The organism is Allobosea sp. Root483D1 (genome assembly GCF_001429505.1).
In the GTDB taxonomy this organism is placed as follows: domain Bacteria; phylum Pseudomonadota; class Alphaproteobacteria; order Rhizobiales; family Beijerinckiaceae; genus Allobosea.
The window spans coordinates 277,535-302,082 of sequence record NZ_LMJW01000018.1; the positions used below are offsets into that span (position 1 = coordinate 277,535).

Genomic DNA, 24,548 nt, shown 5'->3' on the forward strand with positions numbered 1-24,548 from the left:
TCGCCGCTGCCTGAACCCGCGCGACGGCAGAATTGAAGGCGGGATGCTCGCCGCGAGGGCGAGCGGCCGGCTTGCCGTCAGGCGCGGACGATCTTGCGGCGTGCCTTGGGCTTGGCAGGCGCCAGGGCCTGCGCCTCGCGCTCCAGCGCTTCCTTCTGCAGCCGCAATTGCCTCAGCTTCGCAGTATTCTCATCGCGGGCCTGGGCGATGCTGTCAGCCTCGGAGACGATCCGGCTGCGTGCGAGCGACTGGGTCTGCACCTTCAGGAAATTGTTGTCGGCGTCAGAGCGCTGCTTTGAATGTTCAGCCAAGATGGCCTCCCGATAGTTTCGATGGCGAGGTCAGGCACATAAAAAAGGCCAAGCATACGCTTGGCCTTCCCTTGGAAGTCATTCCAGTCAGTAGTGCCGGTACATCCATGGTCACCGTGACGAATGACGTCCGGATCATGCAGCCTGAAGCTGCTCGGCGGCCATCTTGCCCGACTTGTTGTCGCGAGCGACCTCGAAGCTGATCTTCTGGCCTTCCTGCAGATCGCGCATTCCAGCGCGCTCGACAGCAGAGATGTGGACGAAGACGTCCTGGCTGCCGTCGTCAGGCTGAATGAAGCCGAAGCCCTTGGTGGAATTGAACCATTTCACTGTGCCGGTGGCCATTGAAGAACCCTCCTATTGGCAATACCTGTCGTCCGCCATGCGACTGCTCGGCGGATTCAGAACGATTTCGAAAGGGGGGAGTTCATCAGAAGCGTGCCGAAGCACGAAAATAAAACCGACCGTCCAAGCAAATATCGACAAAATCAAGCTACGATTTTCGAGGCGAGATGTCAATCATCGCTCTCGTTTTTCATTTCAATCGCGCCGAATTTGGGGGTTGAATTCGAGTTTTTAGTGAATGAAGACCAGATTTTAGACCTGAGCTCAGTGAAGTTTCGCAGTATCGCCTGCTTCTTTATTTTCCATAGGGCCGGGTGCGGCAAATGTGGTGAGCGGGCTTGCGCCTCACCGCTTCAAATTGACGATCACCACGCCGGCCAGAGCCATGGGGCGCTCGAAGCGCTCCACCAGCGAGACGTCGCTTTCAGCCCGGCCCCTCTCCCACCCGGGAGAGGGGTTCTCCGGCTCTCTCACCCCGTCGGCATTGCCGACATGTCGGCGAAAACGGCCTCGAAAGTGTGGCCGTCGGCATCCTCGAAGGCGCGATTGTAGAGCCAGCCCATATCGGTCGCCGGGCGCGGATCGGCCTTGCCGCCGGCGGCTGCCGCAGCCTTGACCAGCGCATCGACCGCGGCGCGGCTCTCCTGGGTGAGCGCCAGCAGGACCTGCGCCCCGGCATGAGCGTCGGCGACTGGCTTGGCGGTGAAGGTCGCGAAATAGTCGCGGCTCAGCAGCTGGAAGGTGATCGCCTCGGACCAGACCATGCTCGAGGCCTGGTGATCGCTGAAATCGGGGTTCTGCGTGCAGCCGATCGCCTCGTAGACGCGGGTCGCGGCAGCGATGTCGGTGACGGGCAGGTTGACGAAGATCATCTTGGACATGGCAGTTCTCCTTGCTGGGGTAGGGGGCTGTCAGAGGTTCTGCTGCAGGATGCGTTCGTTCGGATGGACGCAGATCAGCGCGAGCCGGCCTTCGCCGACATTCTCGAAGCGATGCGGGATATCGGGAGCGGCGACGACGATGTCGCCGGGGTAGCCGCGAGTGGTTTCGCCACCGACGGTGAACTCGGCCTCGCCCTTCTGGACGATCCAGGTCTCGGAATAGGGGTGGACGTGCAGCATCGAGCCCTGGCCCGGCTCGGCATCGACCATGAAGAACGAGATCGGCCCGCCGAGCGCTTCGCCCTCGAAGCGCAGCGTGCGGTTGGCGCCGCGCTGCTGGTCCTGTGCACGAAGGATATTGAACATCGCTGCCTCCCTGGCTGCTGGTGATCTATCTTCACGAGAAGATATCTATCGCAGAAAATATCTTCCCGTCAAGATAAATATCTTCGCGCCGAGATATCTTGGCCAAAGGGCATGCGCCGTGTATGTCTCGCTGTGGCGGCAGCGACGGCCAAGGCTCGGAAATGACAAACGAATCAGTGAACCAGGAAGGCACCGCGGAGGACCACGTCGACCGGCTGCGTCGGCTATGGGCACGGGAGCTGCCCGGCCTGAACACCGAGCCGATGGCGATCCTCGGCCGAGCCTTTCGGCTCGGCAACATGGTCCGGCCCAGCATCGAGGCGACCTTTGCCGGCTTCGGGCTCGACCGCGGCGAGTTCGACGTGATTTCGACCTTGCGCCGGTCCGGGCCGCCCTACCGGCTGACGCCGACCGAGATGTATTCCCTGCTGATGATCTCCTCGGGTGGACTGACCCACCGGCTCGACCGGCTGGAGAAGGCCGGGCTGATCCGGCGCGAGAAGTCGCCGCAGGACGGGCGCAGCGTGCAGGTCGCGCTGACGGAAAAGGGTGCGGCGCTGGCCGAGCAGGCGTTTCGCACGGATATGGCGAGCGAGCTTACCTTCCTGCAGCCGCTCGATGCAGGCGAGCGCGAGATGCTGGCGGGATTGCTGAGGAAGCTGATTTTGGGGGTCGAACGGGATCAGGCGGGAGCTCAGGGCGCCGAGTGAAGGCACGTCATGCTCGGGCTTGACCCGAGCATCTCAGACCGGATGAGGCTCCAATCCGCGCCTTCTCGTCACGAGATTCTCGGGCCTGCGCTTCGCTTCGCCCGAGAATGACGACGTGTTCACCGCTTCAAATTGACGATCACCACGCCGGCCAGCGCCATGGCGCCGCCGATCAGGCCGAGCGTGGTCGGGATCTCACCGAGCCAGAGGAAGCTGATCAGCATCGCCGCCGGCGGCACGCAGTACTGGAAGTTGGAGGCGCGGGCAGCCGGCAGGCGCGATAAGGTAATCGCCCAGGTGCCGTAGGCGACGACGCTCGAGACCAGAGCAAGCCAGACGACGGACCAGATCGCCTGCGCCGGGGCGGCCGGCAACTGCTCCAGTGCGCCGGGCAGGAAGGGCGTGAGCGCGAGGCCACCGAGCGCCATGTTCCAGGCCGCGACGGTGAGCGGCTTGTGACGGGCGAAGAGCGGCTTTTGCACCACGGTCGAGACCGAGTTGCAGAGGGCGGCGCCGAGGATCAGCAGGACGCTGATGCCGATATTGAGGTCGAGCCCGTTGCCGAGCGCGATCACGCCGATGCCCGCGAAGGCGAGCGCTGTGCCGAGCCAGGCGATCAGGCTGAAGCGCTCGTTCAGGACCAGCATGGCGAGCGCTGCCGTCATGATCGGGTTGGTGTTGATGATGAAGCTCGCCGCGCCCGCCGGCACGACGCGCTGGCCGAGATTGAGGAAGATCGCATAGAGCGCGATGAAGACGATGCCGCCGGTGAGGAAGCGCCAGATGTCGGCGCGCTCGGGCAGCTTCGGACGCATCACGACCAGGAAGAGCGCCGCGAACACGCCGGCGATGGCAAAGCGCAGCGCCGCGAGTTCGAGCGCGCCGAAGCCGGTAAGGCCCGCCCGGATCGCCGGGAAGGAGGACGCCCAGGCGATGACGGTGAAGGGAATGGTGAAGAGGAGAATGGCGTCGAGGGTGGAGCCGGGCCGGGTGGGCGCGGCGGGAGCGGCGGTGGTCATGGTGGCCTCACAGGGGCAAATGACGGTTCGCTCCCGATAGACGCCCCGGCGAGCTGATTGACAAACGAGTAATTCGATGGCGAGCTGTGAGCATGGATCACAGCTCGCCGCTTCCACCCCTCGATACGCTGCGCGCCTTCGAGGCCGCTGCCCGCTCCGGCAGCTTCTCGGCCGCGGCCGAGGCGCTGAACCTCACCCATGGCGCGATCTCGCGGCAGGTCGCCAAGCTGGAACACTGGCTTGGCCTGCGGGTGTTCGAGCGGCAGGCGCGCGGGGTTGCGCTGACACCGGAGGGGCAGCGCCTGTTCCAGCGCACGCAGGAGGCTTTCCTGGTCTTCGCCGACAGCTCCGACCGCTGGAGCGAGCCGCGCGGGACGGCGGTGGTGCGCTTCAGCGCGACGCCATCGGTCTGCTCGCTCTGGCTGATGCCGCGCTGGCAGCGCCTCGAAAGCGGCGATCCCGCCGTGCGGATCATGCTGCAGGTCGATCATCGCAAGGTCGACCTTGAGGAGGAGGGTATAGACCTCGCCATTCGCTGCGGCCGCGGCGGCACGCCGGGCCGGGTCTCAGTGCAGCTCTTCGAGGAGTGGTGCTACCCGATCGCCTCGCCGGAACTGGCCAAGGCGATCGGCGAGGGCAAGCCGGAGCGCTTCCTCGACCAGCCGCTGATCCATGATTCGGACGCCGCCGGCTGGCGCGCCTGGTTCAATGCGCAGGGGCTCGACTTCCGGCCGCGCCAGCAGGATCGGAGGTTCGAGGACTACAACCTCGTGCTCGACGCCGCCGCCAGTGGGCTAGGCGTGGCCTTGTCGCGCCCGCCTTTGGCGCAGGCGCAGGTCGATGCCGGGCGGATCGCCAGGGTCGACGCCCGCATTGCGCTCAACCCGGTCTCGTACTGGCTCGACCGGCCGATGGGGCAGCCACGGCCCGCGGCAGTGGCGCTGGCGACGCGGATCGCGACTGAGGCCGGACTGTCGGCGGCCAAGCTGGCGGGCTTCCTGAAGCTGGAGGCGAAGGCGGCCTAGGAGACGGCATCCAGTCACGTCGTTTCGATCCAATGCAGGGCTGCTGGATCGGGCGCAGCCCTCCCCCCTTGTGGGGGAGGGTTGGGAGGGGGGTATGCAGGGCGCTGCCCCTTCGGAGACGTCTCTACTGCAAAGCTGATGTTTGCCCGCGGGGCTGACTACCCCCCTCTCCAACTCTCCCCCACAAGGGGGGAGAGGGCCTGTTGCGGCGCCCGCGCTAATTGAGGGGCGATGTCATTGGAAGCCGAGTGATCCAGATGTGCCCGCATCTCCTCGGCCAGGGCGAAGAAGCGGTCGCGAACCGGCCTGGCATGCGGGTGGGCCTGCTCGATCGCCATGAAGACACCGGGGCTGTCATGGCGGACCATCTCGGTCGCGCGCATCAGGAGGTCGAAGCTCGCCGTGGTCATCCGGCGCGGCAGCGGCTCCATCCTGACCAGGATCTTGGCGATGAGATGGGTCAGGCCCTGGACCATCGCCGCCTCGCGGTCGTGCGCCTCCGGCGTCGTCATGATCACGGTGAGGCCAAGCATGCGGCGCAGGAAGGCGGCGATGCGCCAGGCGCTGCGGCCCCGGATCGGGCAGATCGCGATCTTGAGGCCGGCAATGCCGTCGCGCCCGCTCTGCGGGCCGAAGAGGGGGTGTGTGCCGACGATCTCGACGTTGTCAGGCAGCTCGGCCAGCATGGTCGCGGCCGGGCCGATCTTGACCGAGCCGACATCGACGACGATCGCCCCGGCGCGCAGATGCGGCCTTAACGTCGCGATCGCCTCGGAGAGGGCCGCGACCGGCACGGCGAGAATGACGATGTCGCAGGCGGCGATCTCGGCCGGGTCGGCGGCGATGATGCCGCCAGCAGCGGCGTCCGCTGTCAGCGCCGGATCGAACGCCAGGAGGCGGCAATGCGACCTGAGATGACGGGCGATCAGGCGGCCGAAGGCGCCAAAGCCCATCAGGCCGATGGAGGGATTGGTCTTGTTTTGGGTAAGCATCGCGTTGTCCTTGAGGAGGGCCGCGATGCCGGGTGACTGCCTGATTTCAACCGCCAGCGCGGCGGTTGAGCATGGGAGTGCGACCGCCTTCTATGAGGACGGCGCGTAATAGTTGCGAGCGAGGCAGGTCGCTTGGTTCATGCTTCGCTTCAAGCGCAGGCTGCGGGGACTGTCAACCACAGCCTCATCTCGGGCAGTTGTTCTCGCGCTCGCGCCGCTGGATGTCGGCGATATCGGCCCGGTTGCGGGCCGTCAGCGGCACGTCCGCGACATTGTCGTATTTGCAGCCGGCATTGTCGCCAAAGGCCTTCTTGCCGCGCTCCGTCTTGAAGCAGTAGCCGGCTTCAAAATAGATCGCGTTGCGTTCGCCCCAGAGTTCGTCACAGGGGAACGCCGCCAGCGCCGGCTGGTGCAGCAACATGAGCGCCAGGCAAGCCGCTGGAAGGCGCAGCATCAGGCGGCCTTCTTCGCCTTCTCGGCTTCCATCAATTCGACGAAGCGGGTGAAGAGGTAGTGGCTGTCCTGCGGGCCGGGTGAGGCCTCCGGATGATGCTGGACGCTGAAGGCCGGGCGATCGTTCAGCGCGATGCCGCAGTTCGAGCCGTCGAAGAGCGAGACATGAGTCTCGGTCGCGTTGGCCGGCAGCGTCGCCGGATCCACGGCGAAGCCGTGGTTCATCGAGACGATCTCGACCTTGCCGGTGGTCTTGTCCTGGACCGGATGATTGGCGCCGTGATGGCCCTGCTTCATCTTCATGGTCTGGCCGCCGATCGCGAGCGCCAGCATCTGATGGCCGAGGCAGATGCCGAAGGTCGGGATCTTGCGGTCGAGCAGCTCCTTGATCACCGGCACGGCATATTCGCCGGTCGCGGCCGGATCGCCCGGGCCGTTCGACAGGAAGACACCGTCGGGGTTCAACGCGAGGATGTCCTTGGCGGTCGCGGTCGAGGGCACGACCTCGACCTCGCAGCCGGCCTTGGCGAGCAAGCGCAGGATGTTGCGCTTGACGCCGTAGTCGATCGCGACGACCCGGTGCGCCGCGCTCTCGCGCTTGCCGTAGCCGCGCGGCCACTGCCAGGGCGTCTCGTCCCAGTCATAGCGCTGGGTCGCGGCGACGAGCGGCACGAGGTCGAGCCCGGCCATGTCGGGCAGGGCGGCGGCCTCTTTCTTGAGACGCTCGATGTCGAAATTGCCAGCCGGGTCATGGGCGATGACCGCGTTCGGCATGCCGTTCTCGCGGATCAGCGCTGTCAGCGCCCGGGTGTCGACACCGCAGATGCCGACGATGTTGCGGGCCTTGAGCCAGGCATCGAGATGCTTTGCCGAGCGCCAGTTCGAGGGCTGCGTCACCTCGGCATGCAGCACGATGCCGCGCACGCCGGAGGAGGCGGCGGCGTTGACCGTCTCGGTGTCCTCCTCGTTGACGCCGACATTGCCGATATGCGGGAAGGTGAAGGTGATGATCTGCCCAGCATAGGACGGATCGGTCAGGATCTCCTGATAGCCGGTCATCGCCGTGTTGAAGCAGACCTCGCCGGGAGCCTGCGTGATGGCGCCGAGGCCGAAGCCTTCGAGCACCGTGCCGTCGGCCAGCACCAGCACCGCGGTCGCGCGTGGCTCAACCCAGCCCTCTTGCCAGCCTTGCGTGGCGGGGTTTCCTTCATGAGCGGTCATGTCTATGTCTCGTCCAGGCCGCTGGAAGCTGCGGCAAGCGTGAAGGCTGCGCGCGAGTGGCGCTGCCGGTCTGGAGCGCGAGCCTTAATCAGGCGCCTGCGCCCCGTCAATGAATGAAGAAGGTTTGCAACATCATGTCCAACCTGCGTGAGCAGTTCACCGCCGACCTGAAGACCGCGATGAAGGCCGGCGAGAAGGGCAAGGTCTCGACCATCCGCCTGGTCCAGGCGGCGCTGAAGGACAAGGACATCGAGGCGCGCGGGGCCGGCAAGGGCGAGGCGACGCCGGACGAGATTCTCGCCTTGCTGCAGAAGATGATCAAGCAGCGCCAGGAATCGATCACGATCTACGACGCCAATGCCCGTCCCGAGCTCGCCGATGGTGAGCGCGCCGAGGTCGCGGTGATCTCCGCCTACCTGCCGAAGCAGATGAGCGACGAGGAGATCAAGGCGGCGATCGAGGAGGTCATCGCCGAGGTCGGCGCGGCCAGCGTCAAGGACATGGGCAAGGTCATCGGCGCGCTGCGCGCCGCCTATGCCGGCCAGATGGACTTTGCCAAGGTCTCCCCTATGGTAAAGCAGTTGCTGGGCGGCTGATCCGCAGGCGGCATTTCCGCCATATCGACGGGGCAGCGTTTCGGCAAAGGAGGCTTCCGATGTCGAAACGGTCGATCATTGTGATCGCGCTCGGCCTCGCCTTGCAAGGCCCGGCTGCGCTCGCCCAGTCGGAGGGCTGGGGCACCGGCTATCAGATGGGCACCTCCTATGCCGGGGTGAGCGGCGCCGACGGGACGCGGCTCACCTTCTATTGCGGCGATGCGGCGGCGGCTCGCGCCAACCCGGCGATTGCGAGCGGCCCTTACCTGATGGCCGTCCTGCCCAAGACGCAGCTCAAGGACGCCTTGCCGTCGACGATCGAGATCGTGGCTGACGGCAAGGCGACGCGCGTGCCGGTCAAGGCTCAATCGGGTGTCGACGAGGTCGAGCTGACCTGGACACCCGATGAGGGTTTCGGCGTCATACAGATGAGGCCGGTGGTGGCGGGCCTGCGCGAGGCGAAGCGGATCGAATTGCGGGCTGCCGACGCGACCATCCTGCTGCCGACGGACGGTGTGGCGAAGGCCCTGGCTGGCGATCCGCTGCGCTGTCCGTAAGGAGCCGGCTGCTTACGGCGAATAGCTCGTGCGCTGCATCACCCGCTCCTCGATCGCGCCGACCATGCGGCCGTGCTCGGCGGCGCTGCTGTCCTTGATCTTCGACCATTCGGCATCCTGCATGAAGCGGGCCCAGCGCTCGCGCATCGTCGCTTCATCATGCCAGCGCAGGACATAGACGAACTCGGTGCGGTCCTTGCCCTTAGCCTCCCACATCGCTGCGATGTCGAAGCCATGGGCCTTCATGATGCGGGCGGCATGGTCGCGGAAGCGGGCGTGGAAGGCCTCCTTGTTGCCGTCGAAGATCTCGTAGATGCGCAGTTGTTCGATCATGGTCGGTCGCTCGGTCGCTGAGGCAGGGAGGGCGAAGGCGGCCGCCGCGGTGAGCGCGGCCGCAAGCAAGGCTGATCGCCGGATGGGGCGGTGCATGAGCTGAAGCTCCTCGGCTATTGCTGTGCGAGGAGGCTGCCTGCCTGGCTGCTCTCAGTAAAATATATTGTTCGTCCTAGTTTGATATGTCCTGCATATCGATGGCCGCTTGCCGGAGCACGGCGAGGAAATTGTCCCGCGCGGGCGAGCCGCGCGTCGCATCCCAGGCGGCGATCAGTTCGACATGCGCCATCTCCGGAGGCGCCTCGACTGCGATCGGCCGGAAGGCGACGCCGGCGCGCGGTATCAGCGCCAGCGAAGCCGGGATCAGCGCGACGCCGAGGCCGCTCGCGACCAGGCTGGCGACAGTCTGCATCTGGCGGGCCTCCTGGACGATGCGCGGCGAGAAGCCGGCGAGCCGGCAAAGCCAGATGATCTGGTCGTGGAAGCCGATGCCGAGCTGGCGCTGCGTGCCGATGAAGTCGTCGCCGGCGAGAGCGGCGAGGGGAATGGTCTTGCGTCCAGCAAGCGCGTGATCGTCCGGCAGGGCGGCGAGGATCGGTTCGCGCAGCAGGCATTCGCTGGCGAGCTGCGCAACCATGATGCCGGGCTGGCGCATCAGGCCGATATCGGCCTCGCCGGCGGTGATCGCTGCGAGTTGCTCGCCGGTTGTCGCCTCGCGCAGGACAAGCTCGATGCCGGGGAATTCGGCGCGGAAACGGCGCAGCGCCAACGGCAAAAGATCATGGGCGGTGCCGACGAAGGTGATCGCGAGGCGGCCGGCCTGGCCGGCGGCGACGCGCTGGGCCTCCCTGATGCCGTCATCGAGCTGGGCGAGGACGCGCCGGGCGGTGACGAAGAAGGCTGCGCCGGCCGGCGTGAGCGCGACGCTGCGGTTGCTGCGCTCGAACAGGCGGAGGCCGAGCGCGTCTTCGAGCTTGCGGATCGCCTGGCTGAGCGGCGGCTGCGCCATGTGCAGCCGCTCGGCCGCGCGGTGGAAATTCAGCTCCTCGGCAACGGCGATGAACTGGCGCAGCAGCCGCGTCTCGATCATCGGGCGCGCTCCTGCCTCGCTTCGCCAGCATGGCTGGCTATCACGCGCTGTGGATTGCGCCAATAATCAGGGGAGCGCTGCGATCGGCGATTGGCACAAGCTCTCCGCATCGCCAGATAGGAAGCCATGAAGTTCCCGCCCTCCGTCCTTGAGGAGATCAAGGCGCGGCTGCCAGTCTCGGCGGTCGTGGGCAAACGCGTGCGCCTCGCCAAGGCCGGCCGCGAATGGAAGGGGCTCTCGCCCTTCAACGCCGAGAAGACGCCGTCCTTCTTCGTCAACGACCAGAAGGGCTCGTTCTTCGATTTCTCCTCCGGCAAGAACGGCGACATCTTCAAGTTCGTGATGGAGACCGAGGGGCTGTCCTTCCCGGAGGCGGTCGAGAAGCTCGCCTCGGAAGCCGGCGTTATCTTGCCGAAAGTTTCCGTCGAGGCGCAGGTACAGGAGGAGAAGCGCAAGGGGCTGCACGAGGTCGTCGAGCTCGCGGCACGCTTCTTCGAGGCCGAATTGCAATCCGAGCGCGGCGGGCTGGCGCGGCGTTATCTCTCGGGGCGCGGACTGGAAGGCCAGGCGCGCCAGCTCTTCCGCATGGGCTATGCCCCGCCCGACCGATTCGCGCTGCGCGATCATCTCGCCGGCAAGGGCGTCGGCGCGGATGCGATGATGGAGACCGGGCTTCTGGTGCATGGCGAGGAGATCGCCGTGCCCTATGACCGCTTCCGCGACCGGGTCATGTTCCCGATCCATGATGCGCGTGGACGGGTGGTCGCCTTCGGCGGCCGGGCGATGAGCGCCGAGGTCTCGGCCAAATACCTGAACTCGCCGGAGACGCCGCTCTTCCACAAGGGCGGTCTTCTGTTCAACCACCACAATGCCCGCAAGGCCGCGCACGACACTGGCCAGGTGATCGTGGTCGAGGGCTATGTCGACGTCATCGCCATGACGCTCGCCGGCTTCCCGCAGGTGGTGGCGCCGCTCGGCACTGCGCTGACCGAGGACCAGCTCACCCTGCTCTGGCGCATGGCCGGCGAGCCGGTGATCTGCCTCGACGGCGACAAGGCCGGGCGCAAGGCGGCGAGCCGGGCGATCGATCTTGCGCTGCCGTTGCTCGAACCGGGGCGCTCGCTCTCCTTCGCGCTGTTGCCGGAGGGGCAGGATCCGGACGATCTCGCCCGCTCCGGCGGCAAGCCAGCGGTCGCCGAGGTGATCGGTTCGGCAAAGCCGCTGGTCGACATGCTCTGGGCCCGCGAATTCGAGGCGAGCCAGCTCGACACGCCCGAGCGGCGCGCTGCCTTCGAACGCCGGCTGAAGGAGCCGCTCGGCCTGATCCGCGACGAGGCGACACGCCGGCATTATCGCCGTGAGATCGACGAGCGCATCGGCCAGCTCTTCGCCCCGCCACCGCAGCAGGAGCGTTTCGAGGGGCGCCGGCAGGGTGGCTTCGGCGGCAATGCGCGCGGCGGACGCGGTTTTCAGCGCGGCCCGGAGAGGCAGCCGCTGTCGCTGGTGCGGCCGAGCCAGCAGCTCACCAGTTCGCCGCTGATGCAGCGCCGGCATGGCGAGAATCAGCGCGAGGCGTTCATCCTGCTGGCGCTGGCGAGCCATCCCGACCTCGTCATGCGCTGCGTCGACGAGATTGCCGAACTCGCACTCGACGGGACGGCGGCCGAACGCTTTCGCCAGGCGCTGCTCGATGCGGCGATCGACGGCGCCTTCGACCAGGAGGCGTTCGGGCGGCGGCTGGAGCAGGGGCGTGTCGCCGAAGCACGGGCGGCGCTGCTCGCCGTCACCCAGCCGGCCGAGCGGCTGAAGCTGGCGCAAACTGCTGATCCTGAATCGGTTTTTGATTCGATTCGTCAGGCTCTCGTCTTGCATCATCGCGCACGCACGCTACATAGCGAGCTGAAGGCAGCCGAACGCGCATTGGCTGACGAACCAACGGAAGCCAATTTCGCCTGGATGAAGGACGTCAAGGGCCGCCTCGAGACGATCGAGGGGACCGAGGCGAATTCCGACAAGTGACCAGGCTGGCGCGTTGCTTTTCGTCGGCAGATCCGGGGTGACTTTCGAGATGGTGCACGATTCATCAACGATGGTCGGCGCTATCTGTGACGAATGAGTAGGGTGGGGTGCGCGGCAGCAACGGCAGCCGCGGCGCCCTTTTCTGCGTCGGAGCGGCTACCTCCGGCGCGCAAGATGGTGGAGCGCTGATTGATGGCGACCAAAGTGAGCGAGCGGGACAAGTCCGAACCGGGTTCCCCGGAAGCGCCCCCGAGCACGGACAGCCCGCTCCTCGATCTCACGGATCAGGCCGTCAAGCGGATGATCAAGCTCGCCAAGAAGCGCGGCTATGTCACCTATGATGAATTGAACGAGGTCCTGCCTTCGGAGGAATTCTCTTCCGAGCAGATCGAGGACGTGCTCGGCCAGCTCAGCGAGCAGGGCATCAACGTCGTCGACAACGAGGATCCGGAATCGGCCGGCGAAGAGCGCGCGGCCCGCGGCAAGGACGATAGCGAGGACGAGGCCGAGGGCGGCGATCTTGTCGAGGCTTCGCGCCCATCGCTGCCGGTCGAGACCAAGCGCAATCTCGAGCCGACCGAGCGCACCGACGATCCCGTCCGCATGTATCTGCGCGAGATGGGCTCGGTCGAGCTGCTCTCGCGCGAGGGCGAAATCGCGATCGCCAAGCGCATCGAGGCTGGCCGCGAGGCGATGATCGCCGGGCTCTGCGAGAGCCCGCTGACCTTCCAGGCGATCATCATCTGGCGCGACGAGCTCAACGAGGGCAAGGTCCTCCTGCGCGACATCATCGACCTCGAAGCGACCTATGCCGGCCCTGACGGCAAGAACCCGGAGCAACTGCCGGGCGAGGGCGAGGAAGGTGCGGAAGCCGCCGAGGAGGCGACGCCGGAGGGCGAGACCCCACCCGAGGGCATGGATGACGACGATATCGAGAACAACGTCTCGCTCTCGGCCATGGAAGCCGAGCTGAAGCCGCGTGTGCTCGAGACCTTCGATTCGATCGCGAGCAACTACACCAAGCTGCGCCGCCTGCAGGATCAGGACATCGCCAACCGGCTGGAGAACACCAAGCTCTCGCCGTCGCAGGACCGCAAATACAAGAAGCTGAAGGACGACATCATCGTCGCGGTGAAGTCGCTCTCGCTCAACAACAACCGCATCGAGGCGCTGGTCGAGCAGCTCTACGACATCAACAAGCGCCTGATCTCGCACGAGACCCGGCTGCTGCGTCTCGCCGAGAGCTATGGCGTCGGCCGCGAGGATTTCCTGAAGCAGCATATCGGCGGCGAGCTCGATCCGAAGTGGCTGCTGCGCGTCTCCAAGCTCGGCTCGCGTGGCTGGAGGGAGTTCGTCGCGCAGGAGAAGGATCGGATCAAGGATCTGCGCGAGGACATCCACACGATGGCCTCGGAGACCGGCCTGGAGATCCAGGAGTTCCGCAAGATCGTGCTGATGGTCCAGAAGGGCGAGCGCGAGGCCCGGCAGGCCAAGAAGGAGATGATCGAGGCGAACCTGCGTCTCGTGATCTCGATCGCCAAGAAGTACACCAACCGCGGCCTGCAGTTCCTCGACCTGATCCAGGAAGGCAATATCGGCCTGATGAAGGCGGTCGACAAGTTCGAGTACCGCCGTGGCTACAAGTTCTCGACCTATGCGACCTGGTGGATCCGGCAGGCGATCACCCGCTCGATCGCCGACCAGGCCCGCACCATCCGCATCCCGGTGCACATGATCGAGACGATCAACAAGATCGTCCGGACCTCGCGCCAGATGCTGCACGAGATCGGCCGCGAGCCGACCCCGGAAGAGCTGGCCGAGAAGCTGGCCATGCCGCTGGAGAAGGTGCGCAAGGTCCTGAAGATCGCCAAGGAGCCGATCTCGCTGGAGACCCCGATCGGCGACGAGGAGGATTCTCACCTCGGCGACTTCATCGAGGACAAGAACGCGATCTTGCCGATCGACGCCGCGATCCAGAGCAATCTGCGCGAGACGACGACGCGGGTGCTGGCCTCGCTGACCCCCCGCGAGGAGCGCGTGCTGCGCATGCGCTTCGGCATCGGCATGAACACCGACCACACGCTCGAAGAGGTCGGCCAGCAGTTCAGCGTCACCCGCGAGCGCATCCGCCAGATCGAGGCGAAGGCGCTGAGGAAGCTCAAGCACCCGAGCCGCAGCCGGAAGCTCCGGAGCTTCCTGGACAATTGAGACGGGTTTCGAACGGGGCGCTTCGGCGCCCCGTTTCTTTTTGTGCAAGCGATCGTCGTCTCGCAGATCCGGCTCTAGCGATTGGCCGCCGTGGTCTCGCGATAGTCGCTGATCGCATCCATGATATCCCAGGCCGCGAAGACGACGGGGACAGTTACGCCGCCGGCTTTGGCGAGGGCCACGTTGCGGTTGCGCGCTGCCAGTTCCGCCGTACGCGTCGTCAAGCGCGCGGTGTCTTCGACTATGCGCTGGGAGGCCTTCTCGGACGCTTTCCTGGTCAACGTCTGCTGAGCGAGTCGAGCTGACTGCTTATTGATCTCGCCCTGGACCGAGCGGACGATATTTTCGGCGTTCGCCGAGTTTGCGAGAGCTTTGTCGAGGACACGCGTTGCCCCCTTTCCTGCCAGTTCGCTGCCCCCGGCCTTCCCTCCTTCCATCGCAATCCCTGCCACTTGAGCACCGGCGCCGGCGTCCCAACTCTTGATGACCGAATGGGTGACCGAATGAGCGAGGCCCGTGGCTGCAAATGCCGTCGCTCCCGCTCCCGCCTTGACGCCGAGAATCGTTAGGCCGCCGCCGGCTGTCAGGGTCCCGCCGACCAATGCGGGGGCGACAAATCCGATGCCGACCACGGCCCCAAGGACGGCGACACCGACCTGGGCGCCGAGCTTGATGGCGGCTAGATTGTCTATTCCGTCCTGGGTTTCCCGGATGACGTCGCTATTGATGTCCGAGGCGTTCCGGTAAAAATTCTGGATGTCCTTCCGCGCCATGTCGCGGAGCTGCCCCATGGTCGTGACATATCCCTGCGCCGCGCCAGGACCCTCTTCGGAGAGCTTGCGGACCCAGGCCAGAAGATAGCGCTCGTGCAGTTCGTTGGTGCGGCGTTCGACTTTTTCCGGGGAACCTTCCCGCACGACGGCGATGCCAGGCGGCTCTTTCCAGAAGAAGACCGTGTAGATCGCATTGATCACCTTGCTGTCCCGATATGTCTCCCATTCGATTTTCAGGGATTGCTGGCTGGCGATGACGAGTGCGCAAGAGCGAAAGAACCGGCTGATCGTGGGAAGATCATAACAGACAACCGAAATATTCTTTTGCATGTTTCCGCCTTTGTTGGAGGTAATTGAGGTATTTCAAGGGGGTGGCCGCCATGCAGGGCCATTCTGCGAGCCCGGAAAACAGCAGTTCGCCGCGATCGGTTCGACCGCGGGGCCGCGGGGCGATTGGGCTTTTCAGAGCGGCTTTCGACCTGCCGCCGCGTCGTGAAGGGCGGCGCGAGCCACCCTCCGCGGGACGGTCAGCCCGCCGGCGCGACGAGCATCCCGGTGAGCTTGCGCGCCACCGGCAGCGCCAGCAGCAGCACCGGGAAGGCGATCAGCCAGGACAGGCCCCAGGCGCCGGGCCAGCTTTGCAGGAAGGCCGGTGTCGGCCCAAGGACGCGCAGCGTCGAGATTCCCGAGACGATCAGGGTCATCAGGCCCGACAGGATCAACGGGGTGACGAGCGCGCCATAGCGCGCCGGCAATTTGCGGAAACGGTTCATGGGAACATCCGTAAGGACAGGCTCAGCCGTCATGGCCTTCTGGCATCCTGGCGGCGCTAAGCCGGGGGATGCGTTGCCTGACGTGAGACGCTTACGGCCATCCAAAGGGACGCGCGCCGCCGTTACGACCCATCCGGGCCGGAGGCAAGCAGAATCGGTCCAGGCAGCCACAGTTCTGCTAGGGTGAGCCTCACAATCGAGGCTTCCCCTGGAGGAGCTATAGATGACCGGTATCCCGACCGCCGCCGAGATCGAGGCCGCCAAGGCGGCGCTGCAGGCCAACCTTCCACCCCAGCAGAAGAAGCAGGAAGAGGAAGGTTCGGCTGCCGGCGACATCGCCGAGGGTGTCCTCGATGTCGCCAGCAACGTCTCGATCGAAGCAATTGGCGTCGCCGTTGAGATCGTCGGCACCGTGGTCGAAGGCGCGGGCACCGTCGTGGTCGCGACCGGGGAGGCCGTCGTCACGGTGATCGGCGGCATCTTCGAGGGGCTGGGCTAGCAAGCCGTCCGCGACAGGGATATCGATGCGGGGCCATCGCGGTAAGTGGAGCAAGGCATGTCCCTCGAATTCCTGCTGACTTCGCTGATCATCGTCGCCTCGCCCGGGACGGGTGCGATCTACACCATCGCCGCCGGGCTGACGCGCGGAGCCAAGGCCAGCGTGCTCGCGTCCTTTGCCTGCACGCTCGGCATCGTGCCGCATCTGCTCGCCGCGATGATGGGCCTGGCGGCGCTGCTGCACGCCAGCGCTCTCGCCTTCTCGATCGTCAAATATGCCGGCGTCGCCTATCTGCTCTGGATGGCCTGGCAGACGCTGAAGGAGCAGGGCGCGCTCAGCGTCGAGGCCGCGGCCGACAAGCGCTCGGCCTGGCGCGTGCTGGTCGACGGCCTCGCGCTCAACGTGCTCAACCCCAAGCTCTCGATCTTCTTCGTCGCCTTCCTGCCGCAGTTCATCGCCGCCGACGAGGCGAGCCCGATGGCGCGCATGCTCGAGCTCTCCGGCGTGTTCATGGCGATGACCTTCGTCGTCTTCGCGCTCTATGGCCTGTTCGCCGCGGCGATGCGCGACAAGGTGGTGAGCCGACCGGCGGTGATGGCGTGGCTGCGGCGTACCTTCGCGGCCGCTTTCGTCGCGCTGGGCGCGAAGCTCGCGCTGACCGAGCGGTAATGGCAGGCAAGCAGACCCGCCTCTCGATCGAGACGCGCGGGGCGGGGCTCTACGAATTCACCGACGCGGTCGCCCGCTTCGTGCGTGAGACGGCGCTCGATGTCGGCCTGCTGACGCTGTTCGTGCGCCATACCTCCTGCTCGCTGCTGATCCAGGAGAATGCCGACCCTGACGTCAGGCGCGACCTTGCCGCCTTCTTCGCCCGGCTCGTGCCGCCCGCGGACGATCCGTCGATGGCCTATCTCACCCATCGCGCCGAGGGGCCGGACGACATGCCGGCCCATATCAAGGCGGCGGTGCTGCCGGTCTCGCTTTCCATTCCCGTCAGCGGCGGCCTGCTGGCGCTCGGGACCTGGCAGGGCATCTACCTGTTCGAGCATCGCACCAGCCCGCATCGGCGCGAGGTCGTGCTGCATCTGGCCTGAGCGGTCAGCCCGTAACAGGGCGGGCCAGCAACCGCATGAACGTGCCGTAGCATTCGTGCAGGTCGTCCGGCGACAGGCCGAGATCGAGCTGCTGGAAGCCGATGAAGGCGGCGTATTCGACGCGGGCGAGAGCGAGGGCTTCCCGCGCCGTGAAGCGCCCGCTCTCGCCATGAAGCTTTTCCAGATAGACGATGCGCTCGCGGTCGACCTCGGCGCAGGTCGCGGCCACGCCGGGATCGAGCTGGGCGAGGCGGCGCATGCCCTGCTCGACGCGGACATCGAGGGCGAGCGCCATCCTGTCGAGCGCGACCAGGCGGTCCTGCGCCGGCCCGCCCTTGTCGGCTTCCTGCATCAGGCGCAGCGTATAGGTCTCGCGCCAATGTGCGGCGAGCGCGGCGAGATAGGCCTCGATCGCCGGAAAATGCGCGTAGAAGGAGCCTTTCGTCTTGCCGGCGCGGCGGCAGAGCGCCTCGATCGTCAATCCGGATGGCCCCTGCTCGGCGAGCGCGGTGAGGCCGAGCCCGAGCCAGTCACTCCGGCGGAAGCGGCGCGGGGCAGGGGAGGTCACCGCCACAGGCCGATCGCACCGCTGATCGCAATCGCCGCGAACAGCGCCCATTGCGGGAAATGCGCGATCCGCAGGCGAAACAGGCCGATCATGCCGAGGCTCCAGAGGCAGAACAGCGCCGCACCGGCAGTGGCGAAGAGGGCGAGGTCGCGGCTGCCCTGGCCGGTCGCGACGAGGCCGAATGCGAGCGCCAGCGCGGCGAGCACGATCGTCACCAGATGCCAGCAGTAATACATGGTGAATTTCGGCACGGCGTGCAGCCGCTCTGTCACCAGCAGGGGCGTGGCGACATGCCGGCCGCCGAGAATGACGTGGATCAGGGTCGTGGCGGCGGCGAGCGCGGCGGCAAGGGCAAGCCAGGCGTTCATGGCGACCTCTCGAAAATATACCGTACTGTATGGTATTATTTTCGAGAGGAAGCAAGCCTTCGAACTGCAGGCGGAGGACGGTCCCGATGGCAGGAGGGGGGAGTGCGATGCGGAGAAAGCGAGCGCGGCGACTGTGGTCCGAAGCGGGATGGGATCACCGCCCTGCGTAGTATTCGGGCTCCGGCGGCGGTTCCCAGGACTGGCCGGTGGCGATCAGGCAACTCACGCCTTCGGGAAACGTCGCGAACAGGGTGAAGGAGCCGCTCGGGGAGGCGAAGAGTTCGATCACGCTGCCGTTCGCCGCGAGGCCGTAGCCGATTCGGCGCTCGCCATAGAGTTCATGCAGCTGGCTCGTCGCTGTGCCGCGCTCGGCGCAAGGAATGCCGGCGGGAGCCTGCGCCCGAGCCATGTCGGGGGACAATGCCAGCGCCAGCGCGATCGGCAGGCAGGATGTGAGGAAGCGCGTCATGGCTGCTCCTGCGACAGGGCGGCAGGAAAGCGCGCGGAGGTGGACGGGCGCAGCTTTTCCGCCCTGTCTTAAAAGACATGGTGATGTCGATGCCGGGGCACCAGAGGCGCAGAGCGTCGCGTGGCCGGGGCATCGGCGGCGCTGCCATGCTGAAGGATCGCCCTTGGCCAAATGGTCCGCATCTGCGCTATACAGCGCGGACAGACGGAGCTCGCCATGTCCTTTCTCAAATCCCTTTTCGGTCGCAAGGAAGCCAAGCCGGCCGCTCCAGCCGGGCCGCTGAAAAGCACCGAGTACTTGGGCTTCACCATCCATGCGACGCCGTTTCCCGAAGGCGGGCAGCAGCAGCTTTCCGGGGTGATCGAGAAGGAGATCGACGGCGAGATGAAGAGCCACCGCTTCATCCGGGCCGACCGCTTCCCGGGCGCCGAGGAGGCGGCGGACTTCGCCATCATCAAGGCCAGGCAGCTGATCGACGAGCAAGGCGAACGACTGTTCAAATAGGATTTATGGTAATCTCTGTTCTATGCATGGATGTTGTTCCAATATTGTTGGCTCAATATTGATTCAAAATTTTAAATCTAAGCGACCATTGCGATTTCCCTACGAAATCGTCTAAATTTGATTCAAATAATACGGAGCTCACTGCGGCTTTTGATCTCTTCAAAATAGCTATTTGGCTGGGTTGTCGGATTCGCCTCTGCCATTTAAAACTTTATTCGGTTTTTCCCGCTTTGATGCCATCACGTTGTTCGTCGTACCGAGATCGTCCGCATGCCTCCCAATTCCCCCGGCAGCCAGAAGCCGGATGAACCTTCGGGTGCGCAAGCCGGCGTCGCCGACGACAGCTGGTTCCGCGAAGTCGTGGCGCAATTGCCGTTGGCGCTCTATGCGACGGATGCCGACGGGCGCGTGACCTATTTCAATCAGGCGGCTGCCCGGCTCGTTGGCCGCGAGCCGCAGCTCGGCCAAGACCGCTGGTGCATCGCCCACCGTCTCTTCCAGGTCGATGGTTCGCCGCTGGCGCATGAGGACTGTCCGCTGGCGGTCGCACTGCGCGAGAGGCGGGCAGTCCGCGGCATCGAAGCGCTGGCCGAGCGGCCCGACGGCAGCCGCGTGCGCTTCATGCCGCTGCCGACGCCGCTCTACGATGCCGAAGGCAAGCTCACCGGTGCGGTCAATGTGATGGTCGACGTCAGCACCGGCCCGCAGGCCGGCAGCGATACCGCATCGCCCACCCACGACCTCGCCGAAGAACTCGCGGCAGCGATCGCGCAAAAGCAGCTGCACCTGCACTATCAGCCGGTCTTCTCGGCGGCAGGCGTCCTCACCGGCTTCGAGGCACTGGCGCGCTGGGTCCATCCCGAGCGGGGCGTGATCCCGCCATCCGAATTCATCCCGGCGGCGGAGGAGAGCGGGCTGATCCTGCCTCTGGCGCGGGAGCTTCTGTGCCAGGCCTGCACCGAGGCGGCGAGCTGGGAAAAGCCGCTGCGCATCGCCGTCAACGTCTCGCCGCTGCAGTTCCGCCATGGCGACCTGCCCGGGCTGATCGACGAGGTGCTGATGGAGACCGGCCTCGAGCCGGAGCGGCTCGAGCTCGAGATCACCGAAGGGGTGATGATCACCGATTTCGACCGGACCATGCTGGTGCTGCACCGGATCAAGGCGCTCGGCGTGCGCATCGCGCTGGACGATTTCGGGACGGGCTACTCCTCGCTCTCCTATCTGCACATGTTCCCGCTCTCGACGCTGAAGATCGACCGCAGCTTCGTCGCCAATCTCGGCGTCGCCTCGGAGGCGGCGGCGATCACGCGCGCGGTGATCGCGCTCGGCCATGCGCTCGACATCGAGGTGGTGGCGGAGGGCGTCGAGACGCGCGAGCAGCTCGACTTCCTGATCGACGAGGGCTGCAACTACATGCAGGGCTACATGCTCGGACGGCCGCTGCCGCCGGAGCAATATGCCGACCTGACCGGTCGCAAGGGCTGAGCTAACCTCGCCCGCCGGTTGCCTGCAACTCGGCGAGCAAGGCCTTGCCGCTCCAGCTCGCCTTGTCGATTTCCGCAGCCTTGATCAGCGCAACCAGGCGCGCGTTCACCGGCGCCCGCTGCCCGAGCCGCTCGGCGAGGCTGATCACCTCGCCATTGATCCAGTCGATCTCGGTCCTACGCCCGGCGGCGAGATCGTCGGCCATGGAGGAGCGCGCCAGCGGGTCGATCGCGAGCATCTTGCGGGCGAGACGGGCGAAGAGCACATCGGGCAGGCGCAGCAGAGCCGGGATCCAGCGTGCCGGCAGAGGCGTCAGCCGGGCTGGCCGGATGCCGGCTTGCGCCAGAAGAACGAGCGCCTCGGCCTGGGCGAGGGCAAGGCAGCGGCGATAGTCGCGCTGCGCCAGCTCCTGCTGCAATGGCAGGCCGGAGAGGGCGTTGACCGCATTGTTGAGGTTGAAGAGCAGCTTGGCCCATTGCACCGGCAGCATGTCGCGGTGCCGGCGCAGGGCGAAGCCGGCGCGGGTGAAATCGGCCAGGAAAGGCGCGAGCTTGGCCGAGTCCGCGACTTCGGGCTCGCCTTCCGACGCCTGATGGAAAGCGCCGGGGCCGCGCCTGACCACGTTGAACGGCACCATGCCGGCGAGCACCGTGCGGCCGGGCAGGGCGGCACGCAGCGTCCCGGTGTTGCCGAGGCCGTTCTGAAAACTGATCACGACGGCGTTCGGCCCGACGATGCCGGCCAGCTCGGCGGCGGCCTGCGCCGTGGCGCCGGATTTCACCGTGACGAGGATCAGGTCGGCTGCCGCCGCTGCACCCGGCTCGGCCGAGAAGGCGATCGCCTCCGGCAGAACGCGCCAGTCGCCGCCGCCATAATGGGTCAGCGTCAGGCCGTGCCGGCGGAGTTCCTCACCGATGCCGGAGCGGCCGATGAAATTGACCTCGGCGCTGCCCGCGGCGAGGCGGCCGCCAAGATAGCAGCCGATCGCGCCGGCGCCGTAGATCGAGATTCTCGCCATCATCCCCTCGCGACAGGCGGCCAGCATGCCGAGCGGGCTGCTTCCATGGCAAGCGCATCGCCAGGGGAGGCGGTCCGAACCCCACATCGGCGCTGCGTCGCCCCGCTGCCCGCGCGCTTGTGGCCCTGTCCGGCGCTGCCTAATGCTCAGGCACGGAGAAAAACTTTCTCCGATCGCATGGCGAGGAAACATGAACGCCCAGGACGCGCGCTACGCGCCGGATTCAGCCTATGCCTGGATGAGGCTTGCGCTCGCCCTGCTGGTCGGGACGATCGCCTGCGTCGGCTCGTGGTCGGCGGTCGTGGTGGTGACGGCGGTGCAGCAGGAGTTCGGCGTGATGCGCGCCGACGCCTCGCTGCCCTATACCTTCGCGATGATCGGCTTCGGCGTCGGCAACATCGCGATGGGCCGGCTGGCCGATCGTGTCGGCATCGCCATGCCGATCGTGCTCGGCGCGGTGCTGCTGGGCGCCGGCTATGCTCTCGCCTCGATCGCCGGCTCGCTCTGGCAGTTCGCCCTGGCCCATGGCTTCCTGATCGGGCTCGGCGCCGCCACCGGCTTCTCGCCGCTGATCGCCGATCTCTCGCACTGGTTCCGGCGTTATCGCGGCCTCGCCGTCGTCTTCGGCGCCTCTGGCAGCTACCTCGCCGGCATGTTCTGGCCGCAGCTGATCAACTGGGGCGTCGAGACGCATGGCCTGCGCACCACCCATCTCTGGCTCGGTATCGCCTGCCTCGCGGTGATGCTGCCGCTGGCGCCGCTGTTCCGGCGCCGGCCGAACGCGGCGAGCATCGCTGCTGCCGAGGCGGTGAGCGCTGGCGCGCGCGGCAGCCTCGGATTGTCGCCGAACCAGCTGCAGCTGCTGCTGGTCGTGGCTGGCTTCTGCTGCTGCGTCGCGATGTCGATGCCGCAGGTCCATATCGTCGCCTATTGCAGCGATCTCGGCTATGGCGTCGCCCGCGGCGCCGAGATGCTGACGGTGATGATGGCGCTCGGCATCGTCAGCCGGGTCAGCTCCGGCTTCATAGCCGACAAGATCGGCGGCACGGCGACGCTCGCTCTGTCCTCGGTGATGCAGGGCATGGCGCTCTTCCTCTATCTCTGGTTCGACGGGCTGAGCTCGCTCTTCATCGTCACCGGCATCTTCGGCCTGTTCCAGGGCGGGATCGTGCCGATGTATGCGGTGATCATCCGCGACTACATGCCACCGCGCGAGGCGGGCATGCGCATCGGCATCGTGATGTCGGCGACGGTCTTCGGCATGGCCTTCGGCGGCTGGGTCTCCGGCCTGATCTTCGACGCGACCTCGTCCTACCGGCTCGCCTTCCTCAACGGCCTGGCCTGGAACCTGATCAACCTCTCGATCGTCTGCTGGCTGATGCTGAAGGCGCGGTCAAAGCTGGCGGCAGCGTCATAACGCAAGCCCTCATCCTGAGGAGCAGACGTTGGTCTGCGTCTCGAAGGACGCTCCAGCTGGTTCCAGAGCCTCCTGGACCATCCGTCGAGACGCCGCTTTGCGGCTCCTCAGGATGAGGGCTCCACTTGTTCCGGCTCTCGATCAGGCTGAAGCAGTTCCCGGCCGATACGTCCCGAAGCACCAGACGTGGCCTTCCGGGTCCTTGCAGATGAAGTCTCGGCTGCCATAGGGCTGGTCGGTCGGCTCCATGCAGATTTCGGCGCCGGCCTTGCGGGCCCGTTCGCAGAGCGCGTCGATATCCGTCGTCGCGATATAGGGCGAGGCGGTGGTGCCGCCGAGCTCGGCGGGCGTCTTTACCAGCTTGGCGAAGTCGGTGCCCTCGCTCGAGCCGAACATGACGATGCCCTCGCCGAGCCGCAACTCGGCGTGCACGACCTTGCTGCCGTCCTCCGAGAGGAATACGGCGTGTTTCTCGAAGCCGAAGGCCTCGATGAGCCAGTCGACCATCTTCACCGCGTTGCGGTAGCGGAGGCCGAAATAGATTGCGGCTGGTTGCGGCATTGGCGGCATCTCCGGTTGCGTGTCGCGCCAGAAAAGCCGACCGGGCGCGCGCCGTCTTGAAAGAATCGGACGTCAGGCGGACTCCAGTATGCCGTGCTCGCCGGCGTCGTTGCGGGCGAGGGCGGTTGGCGGTAGGCCGCATAGCGCAGCAAATTCCCGGGTCATATGGGCCTGGTCGGCATAGCCGGCGGCTTGGGCGATCGCGGCCCAGCCTCCGGGTTCCTGCTGCCCGGCCAGTTCGCGGGCATGCTCGAAGCGCAGGATGCGGGCGATGGTCTTCGGCCCGACGCCGGTCTCGCTGACGAAACGCCGGGTCAGGTGGCGCTCGCTCCAGCCGGCCGCAGCTGCGAGGTCGCGCATGCGGCCCCTGCCGCGCCGCGCCGTCAGCCAGGCAAGGCCGCCGGCGACCTCCGGCGACAGGCTGCGCCCGCGCGCCAGCCTCTGGCTGATGACGCGATCGAGCAAAGCAAAGCAGTCGGCCCAGGACCGGCATTCGCGCAGGCGCGGACCGAGAAGACGCAGCTCGCCGAGATCGTCGAGATCAACGATGCGGCCGGCCATGTCACGCTGGTCGAGCTGGAAGAAGCCATAGGCGCCGGCGGGGGTGAAATCGACCTGCACACAGGCGGCGAGCCCGGTTGAGGAAACCAGGACGGGGCGGTCGATCAGGCCGGCTGCGAAGCCTTGCGGCGCGGTGCTTTGCCCGCCAGCGACGGACAGCATGAAGGGGGCGGCGAAGTTGACGATCAGCGGCAGGACGAGCACCGGCACTTCGCGGCGCAAGATGGGTTCGGCGCGGTGCTCGCGATAGCCCGTGTAGCCGAGCACGGCGCCCGCCAGATCGGGCCGCGGCGGCGCCCGCACCAGTTCCCAATCCGCTTGCATTGCCGGCC

The 24,548-nt window shown here is 66.2% G+C and carries 30 protein-coding genes; 12 read left to right on the forward strand and 18 right to left on the reverse strand.

Translation table 11 applies throughout. The features are described 5' to 3' along the window. Positions 1-77: 77 nt before the first annotated feature. The 4 genes from ASE66_RS16635 to ASE66_RS16650 all read right to left on the reverse strand — a co-directional run bounded on the left by ASE66_RS16635 (position 78) and on the right by ASE66_RS16650 (position 1,903). Positions 78-311 (reverse strand): hypothetical protein, encoded by a 234-nt coding sequence (locus tag ASE66_RS16635; RefSeq protein WP_057190804.1) that lies wholly within the window; start codon positions 309-311, stop codon positions 78-80. A gap of 135 nt (positions 312-446) precedes the next feature. Beyond that, positions 447-656 carry a cold-shock protein gene (locus ASE66_RS16640; RefSeq protein WP_057190805.1) on the reverse strand — a complete coding sequence of 70 codons (210 nt, stop codon included), beginning with the start codon at positions 654-656 and terminating at the stop codon, positions 447-449. Between the two features lie 470 nt (positions 657-1,126). Beyond that, the gene (locus ASE66_RS16645) at positions 1,127-1,537 is read right to left on the reverse strand and encodes a VOC family protein (protein WP_057190806.1); all 411 of its coding nucleotides are present in this window, start codon (positions 1,535-1,537) and stop codon (positions 1,127-1,129) included. Positions 1,538-1,567: 30 nt separating this feature from the next. Continuing rightward, the gene (locus ASE66_RS16650; protein WP_057190807.1) at positions 1,568-1,903 is read right to left on the reverse strand and encodes a cupin domain-containing protein; all 336 of its coding nucleotides are present in this window, start codon (positions 1,901-1,903) and stop codon (positions 1,568-1,570) included. 161 nt (positions 1,904-2,064) lie between these two features. On the opposite strand from ASE66_RS16650, the gene ASE66_RS16655 reads away from it, so the two are divergent. Continuing rightward, positions 2,065-2,613: a MarR family winged helix-turn-helix transcriptional regulator gene (locus tag ASE66_RS16655; RefSeq protein WP_057191110.1), complete on the forward strand. Its 549-nt coding sequence runs from the start codon at positions 2,065-2,067 to the stop codon at positions 2,611-2,613. Positions 2,614-2,732: 119 nt separating this feature from the next. On the opposite strand, the gene ASE66_RS16660 is transcribed toward ASE66_RS16655, so the two are convergent. Further along, entirely contained in the window at positions 2,733-3,632 is a 900-nt protein-coding gene (locus tag ASE66_RS16660; RefSeq protein ID WP_057190808.1) for a DMT family transporter, read from the reverse strand. A 92-nt stretch (positions 3,633-3,724) separates the two neighbouring features. Here ASE66_RS16660 and ASE66_RS16665 point away from each other — a divergent pair, with 92 nt between their 5' ends. Further along, positions 3,725-4,657 carry a LysR substrate-binding domain-containing protein gene (locus tag ASE66_RS16665; RefSeq protein WP_057190809.1) on the forward strand — a complete coding sequence of 311 codons (933 nt, stop codon included), beginning with the start codon at positions 3,725-3,727 and terminating at the stop codon, positions 4,655-4,657. Positions 4,658-4,815: 158 nt separating this feature from the next. On the opposite strand, the gene ASE66_RS16670 is transcribed toward ASE66_RS16665, so the two are convergent. The 3 genes from ASE66_RS16670 to carA form a co-directional block, all read right to left on the reverse strand. Next, positions 4,816-5,649: a prephenate dehydrogenase gene (locus ASE66_RS16670; RefSeq protein WP_057190810.1), complete on the reverse strand. Its 834-nt coding sequence runs from the start codon at positions 5,647-5,649 to the stop codon at positions 4,816-4,818. Positions 5,650-5,833: 184 nt separating this feature from the next. Further along, positions 5,834-6,103, reverse strand: a complete 270-nt coding sequence (locus ASE66_RS16675) for a YARHG domain-containing protein (protein ID WP_057190811.1) — start codon at positions 6,101-6,103, stop codon at positions 5,834-5,836. After that, complete coding sequence (carA, locus tag ASE66_RS16680; RefSeq protein ID WP_057190812.1) at positions 6,103-7,323, reverse strand: glutamine-hydrolyzing carbamoyl-phosphate synthase small subunit; 1,221 nt, start codon at positions 7,321-7,323, stop codon at positions 6,103-6,105. The genes ASE66_RS16675 and carA overlap by 1 nt, the downstream gene beginning before the upstream one ends. A 134-nt stretch (positions 7,324-7,457) precedes the next feature. Here carA and ASE66_RS16685 point away from each other — a divergent pair, with 134 nt between their 5' ends. Beyond that, entirely contained in the window at positions 7,458-7,919 is a 462-nt protein-coding gene (locus tag ASE66_RS16685) for a GatB/YqeY domain-containing protein (RefSeq protein ID WP_057191111.1), read from the forward strand. A gap of 59 nt (positions 7,920-7,978) precedes the next feature. Beyond that, on the forward strand, positions 7,979-8,476 hold the full coding sequence (locus tag ASE66_RS16690) for a hypothetical protein (RefSeq protein WP_057190813.1): 498 nt from the start codon (positions 7,979-7,981) through the stop codon (positions 8,474-8,476). A gap of 12 nt (positions 8,477-8,488) precedes the next feature. Here the strand turns inward: ASE66_RS16690 and ASE66_RS16695 are convergent, their stop codons facing one another. Both ASE66_RS16695 and ASE66_RS16700 read right to left on the reverse strand, forming a co-directional pair. After that, on the reverse strand, positions 8,489-8,905 hold the full coding sequence (locus tag ASE66_RS16695) for an NIPSNAP family protein (RefSeq protein ID WP_244494954.1): 417 nt from the start codon (positions 8,903-8,905) through the stop codon (positions 8,489-8,491). Positions 8,906-8,981: 76 nt separating this feature from the next. After that, positions 8,982-9,899 (reverse strand): LysR substrate-binding domain-containing protein, encoded by a 918-nt coding sequence (locus ASE66_RS16700; protein ID WP_057190814.1) that lies wholly within the window; start codon positions 9,897-9,899, stop codon positions 8,982-8,984. A 126-nt stretch (positions 9,900-10,025) separates the two neighbouring features. Here ASE66_RS16700 and dnaG point away from each other — a divergent pair, with 126 nt between their 5' ends. Both dnaG and rpoD read left to right on the forward strand, forming a co-directional pair. Then, positions 10,026-11,918: a DNA primase gene (dnaG, locus tag ASE66_RS16705; protein WP_057190815.1), complete on the forward strand. Its 1,893-nt coding sequence runs from the start codon at positions 10,026-10,028 to the stop codon at positions 11,916-11,918. A gap of 192 nt (positions 11,919-12,110) precedes the next feature. Next, the gene (rpoD, locus tag ASE66_RS16710) at positions 12,111-14,126 is read left to right on the forward strand and encodes an RNA polymerase sigma factor RpoD (RefSeq protein ID WP_057190816.1); all 2,016 of its coding nucleotides are present in this window, start codon (positions 12,111-12,113) and stop codon (positions 14,124-14,126) included. A 74-nt stretch (positions 14,127-14,200) separates the two neighbouring features. Here the strand turns inward: rpoD and ASE66_RS16715 are convergent, their stop codons facing one another. After that, positions 14,201-15,229, reverse strand: a complete 1,029-nt coding sequence (locus ASE66_RS16715; RefSeq protein WP_057190817.1) for a hypothetical protein — start codon at positions 15,227-15,229, stop codon at positions 14,201-14,203. Positions 15,230-15,426: 197 nt separating this feature from the next. Next, positions 15,427-15,672 carry a DUF2798 domain-containing protein gene (locus ASE66_RS16720; RefSeq protein WP_057190818.1) on the reverse strand — a complete coding sequence of 82 codons (246 nt, stop codon included), beginning with the start codon at positions 15,670-15,672 and terminating at the stop codon, positions 15,427-15,429. Between the two features lie 223 nt (positions 15,673-15,895). Here ASE66_RS16720 and ASE66_RS16725 point away from each other — a divergent pair, with 223 nt between their 5' ends. From ASE66_RS16725 to ASE66_RS16735, 3 genes are read left to right on the forward strand one after another with little or no spacing between them, the layout of a single operon-like run. Next, positions 15,896-16,171: a hypothetical protein gene (locus ASE66_RS16725; RefSeq protein WP_057190819.1), complete on the forward strand. Its 276-nt coding sequence runs from the start codon at positions 15,896-15,898 to the stop codon at positions 16,169-16,171. 57 nt (positions 16,172-16,228) lie between these two features. After that, positions 16,229-16,840 (forward strand): LysE family translocator, encoded by a 612-nt coding sequence (locus ASE66_RS16730; protein WP_057190820.1) that lies wholly within the window; start codon positions 16,229-16,231, stop codon positions 16,838-16,840. Continuing rightward, on the forward strand, positions 16,840-17,265 hold the full coding sequence (locus ASE66_RS16735) for a secondary thiamine-phosphate synthase enzyme YjbQ (RefSeq protein ID WP_057190821.1): 426 nt from the start codon (positions 16,840-16,842) through the stop codon (positions 17,263-17,265). The genes ASE66_RS16730 and ASE66_RS16735 overlap by 1 nt, the downstream gene beginning before the upstream one ends. A gap of 4 nt (positions 17,266-17,269) precedes the next feature. Here ASE66_RS16735 and ASE66_RS16740 read toward each other — a convergent pair whose 3' ends face one another. The 3 genes from ASE66_RS16740 to ASE66_RS16750 form a co-directional block, all read right to left on the reverse strand. Beyond that, complete coding sequence (locus ASE66_RS16740; RefSeq protein ID WP_162262499.1) at positions 17,270-17,833, reverse strand: TetR/AcrR family transcriptional regulator; 564 nt, start codon at positions 17,831-17,833, stop codon at positions 17,270-17,272. Continuing rightward, positions 17,830-18,201, reverse strand: coding sequence for a hypothetical protein (locus ASE66_RS16745; RefSeq protein WP_057190823.1), 372 nt, complete (start codon positions 18,199-18,201; stop codon positions 17,830-17,832). The genes ASE66_RS16740 and ASE66_RS16745 overlap by 4 nt, the downstream gene beginning before the upstream one ends. 154 nt (positions 18,202-18,355) lie before the next feature. Then, positions 18,356-18,670, reverse strand: coding sequence for a hypothetical protein (locus ASE66_RS16750; protein ID WP_057190824.1), 315 nt, complete (start codon positions 18,668-18,670; stop codon positions 18,356-18,358). 216 nt (positions 18,671-18,886) lie between these two features. On the opposite strand from ASE66_RS16750, the gene ASE66_RS16755 reads away from it, so the two are divergent. After that, complete coding sequence (locus ASE66_RS16755) at positions 18,887-19,174, forward strand: HlyU family transcriptional regulator (RefSeq protein ID WP_057190825.1); 288 nt, start codon at positions 18,887-18,889, stop codon at positions 19,172-19,174. A 270-nt stretch (positions 19,175-19,444) separates the two neighbouring features. After that, on the forward strand, positions 19,445-20,659 hold the full coding sequence (locus ASE66_RS33825; RefSeq protein ID WP_057190826.1) for a putative bifunctional diguanylate cyclase/phosphodiesterase: 1,215 nt from the start codon (positions 19,445-19,447) through the stop codon (positions 20,657-20,659). 1 nt (position 20,660) lies between these two features. On the opposite strand, the gene ASE66_RS16765 is transcribed toward ASE66_RS33825, so the two are convergent. Then, the gene (locus tag ASE66_RS16765) at positions 20,661-21,677 is read right to left on the reverse strand and encodes a 2-dehydropantoate 2-reductase (RefSeq protein ID WP_057191113.1); all 1,017 of its coding nucleotides are present in this window, start codon (positions 21,675-21,677) and stop codon (positions 20,661-20,663) included. Positions 21,678-21,867: 190 nt separating this feature from the next. Here ASE66_RS16765 and ASE66_RS16770 point away from each other — a divergent pair, with 190 nt between their 5' ends. Next, complete coding sequence (locus ASE66_RS16770; protein WP_057190827.1) at positions 21,868-23,094, forward strand: MFS transporter; 1,227 nt, start codon at positions 21,868-21,870, stop codon at positions 23,092-23,094. A gap of 141 nt (positions 23,095-23,235) precedes the next feature. Here ASE66_RS16770 and ASE66_RS16775 read toward each other — a convergent pair whose 3' ends face one another. After that, complete coding sequence (locus ASE66_RS16775) at positions 23,236-23,655, reverse strand: VOC family protein (protein ID WP_057190828.1); 420 nt, start codon at positions 23,653-23,655, stop codon at positions 23,236-23,238. Between the two features lie 72 nt (positions 23,656-23,727). After that, positions 23,728-24,540 (reverse strand): helix-turn-helix domain-containing protein, encoded by an 813-nt coding sequence (locus ASE66_RS16780; protein ID WP_057190829.1) that lies wholly within the window; start codon positions 24,538-24,540, stop codon positions 23,728-23,730. Positions 24,541-24,548: the final 8 nt, after the last annotated feature.

Bases quoted from the DNA above. Each gene is read 5' to 3' on its own strand.
- ASE66_RS16660 (WP_057190808.1), bottom strand. From the start codon at position 3,632: ATGACCACCGCCGCTCCCGCCGCGCCCACCCGGCCCGGCTCCACCCTC.
- ASE66_RS16735 (WP_057190821.1), top strand. From the start codon at position 16,840: ATGGCAGGCAAGCAGACCCGCCTCTCGATCGAGACGCGCGGGGCGGGG.
- ASE66_RS16645 (WP_057190806.1), bottom strand. From the start codon at position 1,537: ATGTCCAAGATGATCTTCGTCAACCTGCCCGTCACCGACATCGCTGCC.
- ASE66_RS16775 (WP_057190828.1), bottom strand. From the start codon at position 23,655: ATGCCGCAACCAGCCGCAATCTATTTCGGCCTCCGCTACCGCAACGCG.
- ASE66_RS16675 (WP_057190811.1), bottom strand. From the start codon at position 6,103: ATGCTGCGCCTTCCAGCGGCTTGCCTGGCGCTCATGTTGCTGCACCAG.
- ASE66_RS16770 (WP_057190827.1), top strand. From the start codon at position 21,868: ATGAACGCCCAGGACGCGCGCTACGCGCCGGATTCAGCCTATGCCTGG.
- ASE66_RS16650 (WP_057190807.1), bottom strand. From the start codon at position 1,903: ATGTTCAATATCCTTCGTGCACAGGACCAGCAGCGCGGCGCCAACCGC.
- rpoD (WP_057190816.1), top strand. From the start codon at position 12,111: ATGGCGACCAAAGTGAGCGAGCGGGACAAGTCCGAACCGGGTTCCCCG.
- ASE66_RS16665 (WP_057190809.1), top strand. From the start codon at position 3,725: ATGGATCACAGCTCGCCGCTTCCACCCCTCGATACGCTGCGCGCCTTC.
- ASE66_RS16700 (WP_057190814.1), bottom strand. From the start codon at position 9,899: ATGATCGAGACGCGGCTGCTGCGCCAGTTCATCGCCGTTGCCGAGGAG.
- dnaG (WP_057190815.1), top strand. From the start codon at position 10,026: ATGAAGTTCCCGCCCTCCGTCCTTGAGGAGATCAAGGCGCGGCTGCCA.
- ASE66_RS16690 (WP_057190813.1), top strand. From the start codon at position 7,979: ATGTCGAAACGGTCGATCATTGTGATCGCGCTCGGCCTCGCCTTGCAA.
- ASE66_RS16750 (WP_057190824.1), bottom strand. From the start codon at position 18,670: ATGACGCGCTTCCTCACATCCTGCCTGCCGATCGCGCTGGCGCTGGCA.
- ASE66_RS16720 (WP_057190818.1), bottom strand. From the start codon at position 15,672: ATGAACCGTTTCCGCAAATTGCCGGCGCGCTATGGCGCGCTCGTCACC.
- ASE66_RS16670 (WP_057190810.1), bottom strand. From the start codon at position 5,649: ATGCTTACCCAAAACAAGACCAATCCCTCCATCGGCCTGATGGGCTTT.
- ASE66_RS16755 (WP_057190825.1), top strand. From the start codon at position 18,887: ATGTCCTTTCTCAAATCCCTTTTCGGTCGCAAGGAAGCCAAGCCGGCC.
- ASE66_RS16730 (WP_057190820.1), top strand. From the start codon at position 16,229: ATGTCCCTCGAATTCCTGCTGACTTCGCTGATCATCGTCGCCTCGCCC.
- carA (WP_057190812.1), bottom strand. From the start codon at position 7,323: ATGACCGCTCATGAAGGAAACCCCGCCACGCAAGGCTGGCAAGAGGGC.
- ASE66_RS16745 (WP_057190823.1), bottom strand. From the start codon at position 18,201: ATGAACGCCTGGCTTGCCCTTGCCGCCGCGCTCGCCGCCGCCACGACC.
- ASE66_RS16640 (WP_057190805.1), bottom strand. From the start codon at position 656: ATGGCCACCGGCACAGTGAAATGGTTCAATTCCACCAAGGGCTTCGGC.
- ASE66_RS16780 (WP_057190829.1), bottom strand. From the start codon at position 24,540: ATGCAAGCGGATTGGGAACTGGTGCGGGCGCCGCCGCGGCCCGATCTG.
- ASE66_RS16765 (WP_057191113.1), bottom strand. From the start codon at position 21,677: ATGGCGAGAATCTCGATCTACGGCGCCGGCGCGATCGGCTGCTATCTT.
- ASE66_RS16655 (WP_057191110.1), top strand. From the start codon at position 2,065: ATGACAAACGAATCAGTGAACCAGGAAGGCACCGCGGAGGACCACGTC.
- ASE66_RS16685 (WP_057191111.1), top strand. From the start codon at position 7,458: ATGTCCAACCTGCGTGAGCAGTTCACCGCCGACCTGAAGACCGCGATG.
- ASE66_RS16695 (WP_244494954.1), bottom strand. From the start codon at position 8,905: ATGCACCGCCCCATCCGGCGATCAGCCTTGCTTGCGGCCGCGCTCACC.
- ASE66_RS16725 (WP_057190819.1), top strand. From the start codon at position 15,896: ATGACCGGTATCCCGACCGCCGCCGAGATCGAGGCCGCCAAGGCGGCG.
- ASE66_RS33825 (WP_057190826.1), top strand. From the start codon at position 19,445: ATGCCTCCCAATTCCCCCGGCAGCCAGAAGCCGGATGAACCTTCGGGT.
- ASE66_RS16715 (WP_057190817.1), bottom strand. From the start codon at position 15,229: ATGCAAAAGAATATTTCGGTTGTCTGTTATGATCTTCCCACGATCAGC.